The 12,349-nt window shown below is 72.4% G+C and carries 10 protein-coding genes; 9 read left to right on the forward strand and 1 reads right to left on the reverse strand.

Annotated features, from left to right (window positions below):
* Positions 1-8: 8 nt before the first annotated feature.
* Entirely contained in the window at positions 9-194 is a 186-nt protein-coding gene (locus TSO352_RS33050) for a hypothetical protein (RefSeq protein ID WP_146210822.1), read from the reverse strand.
* Positions 195-450: 256 nt separating this feature from the next.
* Here TSO352_RS33050 and TSO352_RS31125 point away from each other — a divergent pair, with 256 nt between their 5' ends.
* The 9 genes from TSO352_RS31125 (at position 451) to TSO352_RS31165 (ending at position 12,342) form a co-directional block, all read left to right on the forward strand.
* Positions 451-981 carry a chemotaxis protein CheW gene (locus TSO352_RS31125; RefSeq protein ID WP_282183911.1) on the forward strand — a complete coding sequence of 177 codons (531 nt, stop codon included), beginning with the start codon at positions 451-453 and terminating at the stop codon, positions 979-981.
* The gene (locus tag TSO352_RS31130) at positions 978-2,360 is read left to right on the forward strand and encodes a protein-glutamate O-methyltransferase CheR (RefSeq protein ID WP_109111154.1); all 1,383 of its coding nucleotides are present in this window, start codon (positions 978-980) and stop codon (positions 2,358-2,360) included. The genes TSO352_RS31125 and TSO352_RS31130 overlap by 4 nt, the downstream gene beginning before the upstream one ends.
* On the forward strand, positions 2,360-2,998 hold the full coding sequence (locus TSO352_RS31135; protein ID WP_109111155.1) for a chemotaxis protein CheW: 639 nt from the start codon (positions 2,360-2,362) through the stop codon (positions 2,996-2,998). Before TSO352_RS31130 ends, TSO352_RS31135 begins: the two co-directional genes overlap by 1 nt.
* 30 nt (positions 2,999-3,028) lie before the next feature.
* Positions 3,029-4,717: a methyl-accepting chemotaxis protein gene (locus TSO352_RS31140; protein ID WP_109111156.1), complete on the forward strand. Its 1,689-nt coding sequence runs from the start codon at positions 3,029-3,031 to the stop codon at positions 4,715-4,717.
* Positions 4,718-4,799: 82 nt separating this feature from the next.
* Positions 4,800-7,073 (forward strand): response regulator, encoded by a 2,274-nt coding sequence (locus TSO352_RS31145; RefSeq protein ID WP_109111157.1) that lies wholly within the window; start codon positions 4,800-4,802, stop codon positions 7,071-7,073.
* Positions 7,070-8,203, forward strand: coding sequence for a chemotaxis-specific protein-glutamate methyltransferase CheB (cheB, locus tag TSO352_RS31150; protein WP_109111158.1), 1,134 nt, complete (start codon positions 7,070-7,072; stop codon positions 8,201-8,203). The genes TSO352_RS31145 and cheB overlap by 4 nt, the downstream gene beginning before the upstream one ends.
* Entirely contained in the window at positions 8,200-8,967 is a 768-nt protein-coding gene (locus TSO352_RS31155; RefSeq protein ID WP_109111159.1) for a response regulator, read from the forward strand. Before cheB ends, TSO352_RS31155 begins: the two co-directional genes overlap by 4 nt.
* A gap of 149 nt (positions 8,968-9,116) precedes the next feature.
* Positions 9,117-10,703, forward strand: a complete 1,587-nt coding sequence (locus tag TSO352_RS31160; RefSeq protein ID WP_247872560.1) for a hybrid sensor histidine kinase/response regulator — start codon at positions 9,117-9,119, stop codon at positions 10,701-10,703.
* Between the two features lie 76 nt (positions 10,704-10,779).
* Complete coding sequence (locus tag TSO352_RS31165) at positions 10,780-12,342, forward strand: DUF1800 domain-containing protein (RefSeq protein ID WP_109111161.1); 1,563 nt, start codon at positions 10,780-10,782, stop codon at positions 12,340-12,342.
* The last annotated feature ends 7 nt before the right edge of the window (positions 12,343-12,349 follow it).

A 12,349-nucleotide genomic window follows, 5' to 3' on the forward strand; every position in this document is an offset into this window, starting at 1 on the left:
CGCTGCCCTCAGCGATCGCGCGTCTGCATCCACGCCGCTTCGCGCCGGAACAGCCGCCGCGTGTCCTCGCGCAGGCTTTCCCAGGCCAGACCGTGCCAGCGCGGCGACTGCCGGCTGTATTGGGTGAACAACGACTGCGCCGCCCGTTCCAGGGCGCTGTCCGCCGGTTCCGAAGATCTGTCGCTCCTGGCCATCGCTGCTCCCAAACCGAACGCTTGTCATGCTGCGACGCAACGACTTTGAGCGCGGGCGTCTTTCCAAATGGTTACTTTTTCATGACGTGTGAAACTCTGCGCTTCACTGCGTGAGGTTGCGCGATCGTTGCGGTTCCACGCCCGATCGGCCGGGGAATCGCCGGCATAGAGCCTAGGGCGTAGGACTTTGGCGTAGTTCGCATTCCGGCGGCGATGGGGCATGTTCCCGGTCGGACTCCACACCATTGACGGACGGATGTCGCCCCAACCCACGCCTGCCTCTTCCCCGCCCCATCGCTGCGTCGTGTTTTCGGTTGCCGCTCAAGCGCTGGCGCTGCCGGTCGAAGCCGTGCGGCGCTTCTTGCCGTTGCCGCGGCTGGACCGCCTGCCGACCGCGCCACAGCCGATCGAGGGGGTGTTCCGCTACCAGGGGGAAATCGTGCCGGTCCTGCGGCTGGGCATGCTGCTCGACCTGCCGACGGCGCCGGCGGGGCTCTACACGCCGCTGATCCTGATCACCTGGCAGGGGCGGCCGACGGCGCTGCTGGTCGACCGGGTGCATGGCGACGTCGCGGTCGCGCCGGACGAACGGGTGCCGTCCGAACCGGGGCTGTCGTTCAACGGCTGCGCCATGGGCGGCTTTCCCGACCGCGTCACCGGGCGCGGCGGCACCGTGACGCTGCTCGACCCCCGCCGGCTGCTGAGCGAGGCCGAATCGCGGCTGCTCGACGCCTTTCACGCGGCGGAGGAGCGGCGGCTCGCCCAGTGGCAGGAGGCCGCGCCATGATGATCGCCTCCACCGCCGCGATCGAGGCGATCCGCCGCGACCCGTCCTTCCCGCGCCTGAAGGCGATGGTGATCGACGCCACCGGGCTGGCCTATTACGCCGACAAGGACGCCGCCTTCGCCGAGCGCATCCACCGCCGCCTGCCCTTCGGCGCGGTGACGACGGTCGGCGCCTACCTCGCGGCGCTGGAGGCGCAGGGGCCGGGCGGTGCCGAATACCAGGGGCTGATCAACGAGCTGACGGTCGGCGAGACCTTCTTCTTCCGCTACATCGAGCAGTTCGACGCGCTGCGCGCCGTCGCCATCCCGGAATGCCTGCGCCGCAACCAGGCGACGCGCCTGCTGCGGATCTGGAGCGCCGGCTGTTCCATCGGGCCCGAGGCCTACACGATGGAAATCCTGCTGAAGCAGCATTTCGCCAGCCAGCTCGACGGCTGGCAGGTCCACATCGTCGGCACCGACATCAACGCCGCCTTCCTGGAACAGGCGCGGCGCGGCGTCTATGGCGAGTGGGCGGTGCGCGGCCTGTCGCCGGACACGCTGGACGCCTGCTTCGACCGCCAGGACAAGCTGTGGTCGGTCAAGCCGATGTACCGGCAATGGACCAGCTTCATGCCGTTCAACCTGGTGGACGGGGCGATCCCGTCCTACCCCCACGGCATCGGGCATTTCGACATCATCCTGTGCCGCAACGTCATGATCTATTTCGACGAGGCGACGCGGCACCGGCTGCTGCAGAACCTGCACGACGCGCTGGCCGACGGTGGCTGGCTGGTGGTCGGCCATGCGGAGGCCGGGCCGCAGATGAACGAGCTGTTCATCCCGGTGTCGGTGCCCGGCGCCACCCTCTACCGCCGGCAGCTCGAACGGCCGGCACCGGCCGCCCCGCCGGTTGCCCTGCCGGTTTTCGCGCCGGTCCGGCCGGCGGCGCCGGTCCGCCCAAGGCGCCCGGCCGCCGCGCCGCAACCCGCCGCCGCTCCGGCGGCCCCGCCGGCGGTGTCGGGCCCGCCGGATTCGGCGGACACCAACGACCGCTCCGCCGTGCTGGAAAACTGCCTCGCCCGTGTCGAGGCCAACCGGCTCGACCCCGGCGTCCATTACCAGCTCGGGCTGGTGGAGGAGGAGCTGGGCGTCGGCGACCCGGTGGCCGCCTTCAAGCGGGCGCTGTACCTGGACCCCCGCTTCGTGCTCGCCGACTACCATCTGGCGCTGGCCTACTGGCGGCGCGGCCGGCTGGTCCCGGCGCAACGCCACTTCCGCAACGCGCGGGAAGCGCTGGAGGGCCGCCCCGACGACGAGGCGGTGACCGACGGCGGCGGCCTGACCGTGCAGGAGCTGCGCGGCATGCTCGACCTCTGGCTGTCGGGTGAGGAGGGGTGATGGACGAGACGCCGCCGACCAGGCCCGACGGCCGCATCCGCGCCCGCGCCCCCGCGCGCCGCGCCACCGTCGACTGGGACACGGTGCACGGGCAGTTGGCCGACCGCAACGCGGCGCTGGCGGAAACCTTCGCCGGGCGCGGCCCGTGGGCCGACGCCGTGCTGGGCCGTCGCGCCGAGGAGCTGGCCGCCCCGCCGGTCGGCTTCGACCCCGACCGCGCCGGCGTGCCGATGCTGGTCGCCCGCGGGGCGGCGACGCTCTACGGGCTGGAGCTGCGCCATCTCGGCCAGATCGTGCCGATGCCGCGGCTGGCCCGCGTGCCCGGCGCCCCGCCGGCGATGCTGGGGGTGATCGCCGTCGCCGGCCGGGTGCTGCGGCTGTTCGACCTCGACCGGCTGTGCGGCGGCGCCGTGGGGCTCGGCACGGGGGAGGGCGGGGACGCCGGCTACGCGGTGGTCCTGCGCACCGGCAGCGGCCGGCCGGCGGCGCTGCGGCTGGATTCGGTCGACCACGTCGTCGCCATCGACCCGCCGCGGGCGTCCGCCCCGGCGGAGGCCGGTCAATTCGTCAAGGCCATCACCGCGGACCGCATGGCGGTGCTCGACATGGCCGCCCTGCTCGATTTCCTGAAGACCTGACACCCGGACAGCCGGGGCTGGAGTCCAAGAATGAACATCAAAGTCGCGCACAAGCTGGTCCTGGGATTCGGGGTGGTCTGTGTCCTGACGGCGCTGCTGGCGCTGTACCAGATGGCCCGCTTCTCCGACGCGCTGACGGTGATCATGGCGGTGTCCAGCTACGACACCGAGGCGGCCGACATGGTGACGGAGGTCGGCAACCTCCAGGCGGAGCTGCGCAGCACGCGGGAGAACGCGCTGAACGCGGTGTCGATCGCCAACGTCGAAGGGCGGGTGGCCGACATCCCGACCCTGCTGCTGCCGGTGCACCGCCATTACGACGAGGTCGGCGTCAAGCTGCGCGACACGCTGGGCCGCCTGCGGGCGATGGTGGCGGAGCGGTCGTCCTCCAGCGTGACCGACGGCCGCCGCAAGGGCTGGGTCGAGCTGGACACCGCGGTCAACGAGATGTCGCGCGCCATCACCATGGTCGGCGACGAGGCGCGGACGATCTACACCATGCTGGAGAGCAACCAGATCGCCGACGCCCTGCAGCGCCGCGACCGGGTGGACGAGCTGCGCAAGAACATGGAGGCGCGCATCGCCGCCGCCCAGACGGCGATCGACCATCTGACCGAGACCGGCCGGACCGACATCCGGGCGATCTACAATTCGGCGATCCAGTCGTCGCTGATCGCGCTGGTCGCCGTGTTCCTGATCGCCGTCGCGGTCGCCTACCTGATCGGCAGCTCGATCACCAGGCGGCTGGGCCGCGCCATCGACTTCGTCACCCGGGTCGGCCACGGCGACCTGACGCAGGAGATCGCCATCTCCGGCAGGGATGAGCTGGCCATCCTGGGCGAGCACCTGAACGAGATGGCCGGGCGGCTGAAGCTGATGGCGACCACCACCCGCGAGACGGCCGAGAGCGTCCACGCCGCCACCGCCCAGATCCGCGCCTCCACCCAGCAGCAGTCGGCCAGCGTCACCGAACAGCTGGCGGCGGTGGAGCAGACCACGGCGACCCTGTCGGAGATCACCGAGTCCGGCGCCCAGATCAACCGCCGCGCCCAGGACGTCGCCCACGGCGCCCAGACGGTGGCGTCCTCCAGCCATTCCGGCATGAAGGCGGTCGACGACACCATCCAGGCGATGGACGCCATCCGCGAGCAGGCGGAGGCGGTGGCCGAGAACATCGTCATGCTGTCCGAGCGCACCCAGGCGATCGGCGAGATCATCGTGACGGTGAACGACATCGCCGAGCGCTGCCACCTGCTGGCACTGAACGCCGCGATCGAGGCGGCGGCGGCGGGCGAGCATGGCCGCACCTTCTCGATCGTCGCCGGCGAGATCAAGAGCCTCGCCGACCAGTCGAAGGAGGCGACCGCCCAGGTCCGCTCCAACCTGTCGGAGATCCAGCACGGCATCAACGCCTCGGTCATGCTGACGGAGGAGGCGGTGAAGCGCGTCGCCGCCGGCAAGCGCCAGACCGACGCCACCCAGTCGACCATCCGCACCATGGCGGAGAACATCCAGGAGAGCGTGCTGGCCTTCCAGCAGATCGTCGCCGGCACCAACCAGCAGCAGATCGGCCTGGAGCAGGTGATCCAGGCGTTGCAGAACATCCGCGAAGCCAGCAGCCAGACCGCCGCCGGCACCCGCCAGCTGGAAGGCGCCGCCGCCAACCTGAACAACCTGGGCCAGGGCCTGGTCGAAGCGGTGCGGAACTACCGGGTGTGACGATGCCTTGCCGAAACCAGCCTGGATCCCCCTCTCCCCGGGGGGAGAGGGGACCAAGTATCGCCACGGTGGAGCGTCGCTGATGGACATCCGCCAACGCCTGCTCGCCGCCTTCGAGATCGAGCACAAGGACCATCTCTCGGCGATCCGCGCCGCCCTGCGCGGCGTGGAGGCCAGCGGGGAGGCGCCCGACCTCGTCGACGTGCATCGGCGCGCCCACAGCCTGAAGGGGGCCGCCCGCGCCGTCGACCTGCCGGAGGTCGAGGCGATCTCGCACCGGCTGGAGGCCGCCTTCATCGCGGTGCAGCGCGGCGAGGCGGTGCTGGACGGCGCGTCGATCTCGGTGGTCCGCCGCGCGCTCGACGCGATCGAGGATGTGGTCGCCTGGTCGTTGCAGGGCGGCGGCGAGGTGGAGATCGCCGGCGTGCTCGCCGACCTCGACCGGTTGGCCGGCGACCGCGCCGCCGCGACCGCCCCGCCGCCCCGTCCGGCGCCCCGTCCTCCGGCCGACGCGCGCCCCCCGGTGCCCGGCCCGTCCACCGCCACCCCCACCGCCACCCGCGCCGACCCGCGCCCGGCCCGCGGGCGGCCGGTCGACGCCGACACCGCCTCGCTGGTCCGCATCGCGGCGCAGGGGCTGGAGCGCCTGTCGGAAACCGCCTCCGCCCTGCTGCCGGAGGTGGAGGCGCAGGCCGGGCTCGGCGAGCAGTTGCGGGCGATGCGCCAGGAATGGCGCGCGCTCGACCGGGCGTGGCGGCACCTGCGGCTCCAGGTCGGCCGGGGCACCGGGCGGGGCGGGGTGGCGGAGAGTGTGGAGGGACGTGGCCCGCTGCCGGCGGTCCTGGCGTTCGAGCGGCGGTTCCGCGCGCTGGGCGGGGCGCTCGATTCGGCGCACCGCAGCCACGACCGCCTGCTGTGGTCGATGCGGCGCTGGGGCGGCGGCTTCCAACAGGACATGCGCCGCCTGCGCATGCTGCCGGCGGAGAACCAGTTGAGCGGTCTCGGCCGCATGGTCCGCGACATCAGCCGGAGCGAGGGCAAGGAGGTCGAGGTCGACGTCCGCGGCCTGGAGGTGGAGGCCGACCGCAACGTCCTGCAACGGCTGAAGGATCCCATCCTGCACATCGCCCGCAACGCGATCAGCCACGGCATCGAGCTGCCGGCCGAGCGGCTGGCGCTGGGCAAGCCGCCGGCGGCGCGGGTCGTCATCGCTGCGTCGGTGCATGGTGCCCGGCTGCGGCTGCGCGTCGAGGATGACGGGCGCGGGCTGGACCGCGCGGCGATCCGCCGCCAGGCGCTGGACCGCGGCCTGCTCGACCCGGCGGAGGCCGACGACGTCCCGCTCGAACGGTTGACCGAGTTCCTGTTCCATCCCGGCTTCTCCACCGCGTCGCGCACCACCGAGCTGGCCGGGCGCGGCATGGGCCTCGCCATCGCCCGGGCCGAGGTGGAGCGGCTGCAGGGCAACCTGACCATCGCCGAGCGGGAGGGCGGCGGCACCACCGTCACCATCGACGTGCCGCTCAGCCTGCTCAGCCAGCGGCTGGTCTTCGTCGCGGTGCAGGACCAGACGCTGGCGATCCCGTCGGCCGACGTGGTCCGGCTGCGCACCACCGCCGCCGACAGCCTGTTCTCCGGCGTCGGCACGCCGATGATCCGCATCGACGAGGAGGAGACCCCCGTCACCGCGCTGGCCGCGCTGCTCGGCATGGAGGCGCCGGTGCTCTCCGCCGCCGAGCGGTCGCTGGCGCTGGTGGTGGTGCGGGCGGCGGACCGGCGGCTGGCGCTGGTGGTCGACCGCTTCGTCGCAACGCGCGAGGCGGTGGTGACGGCGGCCGAGGAAACCGGGCTCGACCCCGGGCGCTACCTCGGCACCGTGCTGCTCGACGATGGCGGGCCGGCGCTGGTGCTGAACATCGCCGGGCTGATGCCGCTGCCCGGCAGCGTCCTGCCGCCCCCCGCCCGCCCGGCGGAGGAGGCGCCGCCGGTCCGCGCCCACATCCTGGTCGTCGACGACAGCATCACCACCCGCACGCTGGAAAAGAGCATCCTCGAAGCCCATGGTTATCGGGTGACGCTGTGCGTGGACGGGCGCGAGGCCCTGGAGCGCCTGTCGGAAGGGATGGAGGTTGGCCTGATCATCAGCGACGTCGAAATGCCCCGGATGGACGGGTTCGCCCTGCTCCAGGCGGTGAAGGCCGACCCGCGGACGGCGGAAACCCCGGTGATCCTCGTCACCTCGCGCGCCAGCGACGAGGACCGGGAACGCGGCCTGCGGCTCGGCGCCGACGCCTACATCGTCAAGACCCGCTTCGACCAGAACGAGCTTCTGGCCGGCATCCGGCGCCTGCTGTGACGCCGCCCCGCCGCATCCGCGTGCTGGTGGTCGAGGACAGCCCGGTCATCCAGCAGCTTCTCAGCCACGTCATCGGCTCCGACCCGCGGCTGGAGGTGGCCGGCGTCGCCTCGTCCGGGGAACAGGCGCTGCGGATGATCGAACGGTCGCCGCCCGACGTGGTGTCGCTCGACATCCGGCTGCCGGGCATCGACGGCTTCGAGGTGACCAGCCGCATCATGCGCCACCACCCGCTGCCGATCGTCGTGGTGGCGTCGGGCGTGCGCGACCTCGACATTCCCATGCGGGCGCTGCAGGCCGGCGCGCTGGCGGTGGTGGAAAAGCCGGGCAGCGTGGCGCGCGCCGACTACCAGACGGTGGCGCACCATCTCTGCACCCAGCTCGTCATCATGAGCCAGGTCAAGGTGATCCGGCACCGCATCGGCACGCGCGCCAGCCGGCCGGATCCCAAGCCTGACGGCAAGACCGAATCCCGGCCCGATCCCAAGCCCGATCCCCGCCCCGCCGACGCCCGGCTGCCCGACGAGGCGGTGACGGCGGACGGGCGCCGGCGGCGCTTCCGGGCGCTCGGCATCGTCACCTCGACCGGCGGCCCTGCGGCGCTGGCCAAGCTGCTGAAGGAACTGCCGGCCGGCCTGCCCCTGCCGGTCTTCGTCGTCCAGCACATGGGGGCGCCCTTCATGGCCGGCTTCGCCGACTGGCTGGGCACCGTCTGCCCGCTGCCGGTGCGGCTCGGCGAACACGGCCTCGCCCCGCGTCCCGGCACCGTCTATGTGGCGCCCGGCGACCGCCACATGCGGGTGGATGCCGGCACCATCCAGCTGACCGACGACCCGATGGTCTGCGGCCAGCGGCCGTCCGGCGAGGTGCTGTTCCAGTCGATGGCGCGCGGCTACGGCGCCGCGGCGATCGGCGTCCTGCTGACCGGCATGGGCGAGGACGGCGCGCGCGGGCTGGTCGAGATGCGCCAGGCCGGCGCCTACACCATCGCCGAGCACGCCTCGACCGCGGTGATCCACAGCATGCCGGGAACCGCGGTGCGGCTGGGCGGCGTGGTGGAGGAACTGCCTCTGGATCGGGTGGCCGGCCGGCTGCTGCAACTGACCTCCGACGATAAGATGCTGTCATGAACGGACTCCGCGCGCTCGTTGTCATGTCCTCCCAGACCCAGGGGCTTCTGCTGAAGCTCCTGCTGGAGGAGCGCGGCGTCGAGACCGCCTGCGTGGACGGTGTCGGGCCGGCGCTGGCCGAGATCGAACGGGCGCCGCATGACCTGCTGATCGTCGAGGGCGACCTTGCCGGGGCGGACGGGCTGGCGCTGCTGCGCGCGCGGACCAACGCCGCCGTCATGGTCCTCGGGCACGGCCCCGGCGAGCATGACGCGTCGGAGCCGCAGCGGGTGGTGGACGACGCCGCGGCGCTGATGGAACGGCGCAACGCCGGGCCCAGCCCGGCCGACATCTTCCACCGCGCCCACATCCTGATCGTCGACGACAGCGCCACCTACCGCGAGTTCCTGCGCGCCGAGCTGGAGCAGGAGGGCTGCACCGTCACCGCCGCCCGCAACGCCGACGAGGCGGTCGCCGCCCTGTCCGGCGGTGGGCTGGACTGCGTCATCCTCGATCTGGTGATGCCCGGCACCAGCGGCACCCAGCTCTGCCAGCGCTTCGACCGCTTCCGCCGCCGCCGCGGGCTGTTCTTCCAGATCGTCATCCTGACCAGCCAGGACGACGAGGAGCAATTGATGATCAGCCTGAATGCCGGCGCCGACGACTTTGTTGGAAAAGCGCAGACGATGGATGTACTGAAGGTCCGTTTGATGGCGCTGCTGCGTCGGAAATACTTCGTCGAGGACCATCTGATGGGGTTGCCGCGGCCTGCACCTTCCGCATAGGAGGGAGTAGAGCCATCGTGCGATTTCGCAAGCCCGGGGGTCCGTTTATTCTCTGGGGACATTCAGGACCGTCCGACGCTTGACCCGGTGCCATGGCGATCAGCCTCCAGCCCATCCACGAGCCCCCGATCCCAAGAGACACCGCCGCGATGCCCCGATCTTCGGTTTCCCCGACGTCCCCGACCGATCTGCATTACCGCGAGTGTCTCGACAACGCCCGGCGGGTCTGTGCCGCCGGTACCGTGCCGATGATGCTGGTGGTCGGCGCGCCGGAGATCGCCGCCGTCCGCTGCAACGAGGCGCTGGCCCTGCTGCTCGACCGTCCGCGCGCCGCCAGCCGCGATGAAAGCGGCCAAGTCCTGCTGCCGGACCACTGGCCGGCGGTGGCCGAGGCGCTGCGGCCGCTCTACGCCGACAGCGCCGCCGACGGAACCGGCGGCGACCGGCCGGAGAGCGCCGTGCTGACCCTGCCGCTGACCCCGCCGCTGACGCTGCGGGCCGCCCCGCTGCTGGTCGACGGGCGGGTGGTGGCGGTGCTGGCGACGGCGACGCTCGACCACGCCATCGCCCACATGACCGAGACCATGCGGGCGGAGGTGGCGCGCACCACCGCGGCGCGCTCGCGCTTCCTGGCCTCGGCCAGCCACGATCTGCGCCAGCCCTTCCAGGCGATGCGGCTGTTCCTCGACGCGCTGACCACCCAGGTCGACGGCAACGCGCGGGCGACGCGCACCGCCGGCATGCTGGCCAACGCGATGACGGCGGGCGAGCGGCTGCTGAACGCCCTGCTCGACATCTCGACGCTGGACGCCGGCACGGTGGCCGCCGACCTGCAGACGGTGTCGCTCGACGGGCTGCTGCACTCGCTGGCCGACGAGTTCCGCCCCCAGGCGGAGGAGAAGGGGCTGCGCCTGCGCGTCCGGGTGCCGGCCGACGCGGTGACGCGCAGCGACCCGGTGCTGCTGGGCCGCATCGTGCGCAACCTGCTGTCCAACGCCATCCGCTACACCCAGCGCGGCGGCATCCTGCTGGGCCTGCGCCATCGCGACGGCCATTGGCGGATCGAGGTGTGGGACACCGGATTCGGCATTCCGCGCGACAAGCTGGACGTCATCTTCGACGAGTTCCACCAGTTGACCAACCCCAGCCGCGACCCGACGCGCGGCCTCGGCCTCGGCCTTGCCATCGTGCGGCGGCTGTCGGTGTTGCTGAACGCGCCGATCGACGTGCAGTCGCGCACCGGCCGCGGCTCCGTCTTCGCCCTGACGGTGGAGCGGCTGGAGGGGGAGGCGGCGGTGGAGCCGCCGCCGCCGCCGCCGTCCGCCGGCACCATCGGCGTGCCGCTCGACGGCATGCGGGTGCTGGTGGTCGACGACGACAGCATGGTGCTGTCCGGCCTGCTGCTGACCCTGGAATCCTGGGGCTGCGCCTTCGTCTCGGCCTCCAACATGCGCGAGGTGTTCGCCGCGGTCGACGGGCTGGAGGGGCCGCCCGACGCGATCCTGACCGACCTGCGCCTGCCGGGAAAGGTGTCCGGCTTCGACGTCATCGACCGCGTGCGCAAGCTGTTCAAGGCCGACATCCCGGCGGTGGTGCTGACCGGCGAGACGGCGCCCGAATCCCTGCTGGAGGGCCAGCGCCGCGGCTGCGCCTTCCTGCACAAGCCGCTGCACCCCGGCGACCTCCGCCGCGTCCTGGAAGAGGTGCGCCGCGGATCGGCACCGCCGCCGGCCTAATTTTGTCTCATCGCCGGCCTCCGGCGCGGTAGCATGATGCCGTCGGGGGAGCCATCCGTCTTCCGAGGGAGCGGTGATGAACGCAACCCTGTCGCGTGCCGTCTTGAACCGGCTGTCGTTCGGCCCCCGCCCCGGCGATGCCGAGGCGCTGCAGCGGGAGGGGCTGGCGCGCTGGCTCGACCGGCAGCTCGCCCCCGACGACCATCAGGACGAGGCGGCGGCCCGGGCGCTCGACGCCTGCCGGCTGTCGATCAAGTATGACGGCGGCCAGGACTGGAGCGCCGTCGACGAGGAGCGCCCGCTGGCCGCGCTCGACCAGCCGGTCGAGGCGCTGTGGCCGCTGGCCGACGGCAAGCGCAGCCTGCCCGGGCCGGAGCGGCAGTTCCCCCGCCAGCAGACCGTCGCTGCCACCCTGGTCCGCGCCGTGCACAGCCGCTGGCAGTTGCGCGAGGTGCTGGCCGATTTCTGGCACAACCACTTCAACGTCTTCGCCGGCGAGCAGTCGGTGGCGGTGGCGCTGCCGTCCTACGACCGCGACGTGATCCGCCGCCACGCGCTCGGCAACTTCCGGGAGTTCCTGGAGGCGGTGGCGACCAGCACCGCCATGCTGGTCTATCTGAACAACCGCTCGTCCCGCGCCGGCAGCGCCAACGAGAACTACGCCCGCGAGCTGTTCGAACTGCACAGCCTGGGCCGCGACGCCTACCTGAACGCGCTCTACGACAAATGGCGCGCGGTGCCGGGGGCGGCGCAGGGGGCGCCGCGCGGCTACATCGACCAGGACGTCTACGAGGCGGCCCGCGCCTTCACCGGCTGGACGATCGAGGACGGCGCCGGGCTCGGCGGTGGCCAGCGCCTGCCGGAAACCGGGCGCTTCACCTTCGTCGAGGGCTGGCACGACGGCTATCAGAAACGGGTGCTGGCGCAGGAGTTCGACCCCTTCCAGGCGCCGATGGCCGACGGCCGGCGGGTGCTCGATCTGGTCGCCGACCATCCGGCGACGGCGCTGCACCTCGGCCGCAAGCTGTGCGTCCGGCTGGTGGCCGACCGGCCGCCGGACCGGCTGGTGGCGATGGCGGCGGCGGTGTGGCACGACAACCGCCGCAAGCCCGACCAGATCGCCCGCGTCGTCCGCGCCATCGCCCTGTCGCCCGACTTCGCCGCCCCCGGCAGCGGCAAGATCAAGCGCCCGCTGGAACTGGCGGCCTCCTTACTGCGGGCCGGCGGCGTCGGCTTCACCGCGACCAGCGCGATGATCCGCGACCTCGACGCCAGCGGGCAGCGGCTGTTCGGGGCGCCGGCCCCGACCGGCCATCCCGACCAGGACGAGCATTGGCTCGGCAGTTCGGCGCTGCGCCGGCGCTGGGATCTGGTGCTCGCCCTGGCGGAGAATCGCTGGAAGACCGGCGCCCTCGACCTCGCCGGGCTGTTCCCCGAACCGGTGCCAGCGGCGGCGGCGGTCGAGCGCTGGCAGCAGCGCCTGACCGGGCTCGACGCGGAGCCGGCGACGACCCGGGCGATCCTCGACGGCATGGGGCTGAAGCCCGACCGGCCGCTGGCGCCGGGCAAGGACGGCGACGCGCCGCTGAAGCGGATCGCCGCCTACGTGGCGATGGCGCCGCGCTTTCAGACGCGCTGACCGGCAC

It is taken from the genome of Azospirillum sp. TSO35-2 (assembly GCF_003116095.1).
In the GTDB taxonomy this organism is placed as follows: Bacteria; Pseudomonadota; Alphaproteobacteria; order Azospirillales; family Azospirillaceae; genus Azospirillum.

What these genes read in the sequence shown, in the direction of transcription:
- TSO352_RS31140 (WP_109111156.1), top strand. Translation starts at nt 3,029, where the DNA reads ATGAACATCAAAGTCGCGCACAAGCTGGTCCTGGGATTCGGGGTGGTC.
- TSO352_RS31125 (WP_282183911.1), top strand. Translation starts at nt 451, where the DNA reads ATGTCGCCCCAACCCACGCCTGCCTCTTCCCCGCCCCATCGCTGCGTC.
- TSO352_RS31130 (WP_109111154.1), top strand. Translation starts at nt 978, where the DNA reads ATGATGATCGCCTCCACCGCCGCGATCGAGGCGATCCGCCGCGACCCG.
- TSO352_RS31145 (WP_109111157.1), top strand. Translation starts at nt 4,800, where the DNA reads ATGGACATCCGCCAACGCCTGCTCGCCGCCTTCGAGATCGAGCACAAG.
- TSO352_RS31155 (WP_109111159.1), top strand. Translation starts at nt 8,200, where the DNA reads ATGAACGGACTCCGCGCGCTCGTTGTCATGTCCTCCCAGACCCAGGGG.
- TSO352_RS31135 (WP_109111155.1), top strand. Translation starts at nt 2,360, where the DNA reads ATGGACGAGACGCCGCCGACCAGGCCCGACGGCCGCATCCGCGCCCGC.
- TSO352_RS31165 (WP_109111161.1), top strand. Translation starts at nt 10,780, where the DNA reads ATGAACGCAACCCTGTCGCGTGCCGTCTTGAACCGGCTGTCGTTCGGC.
- TSO352_RS33050 (WP_146210822.1), bottom strand. Translation starts at nt 194, where the DNA reads ATGGCCAGGAGCGACAGATCTTCGGAACCGGCGGACAGCGCCCTGGAA.
- TSO352_RS31160 (WP_247872560.1), top strand. Translation starts at nt 9,117, where the DNA reads ATGCCCCGATCTTCGGTTTCCCCGACGTCCCCGACCGATCTGCATTAC.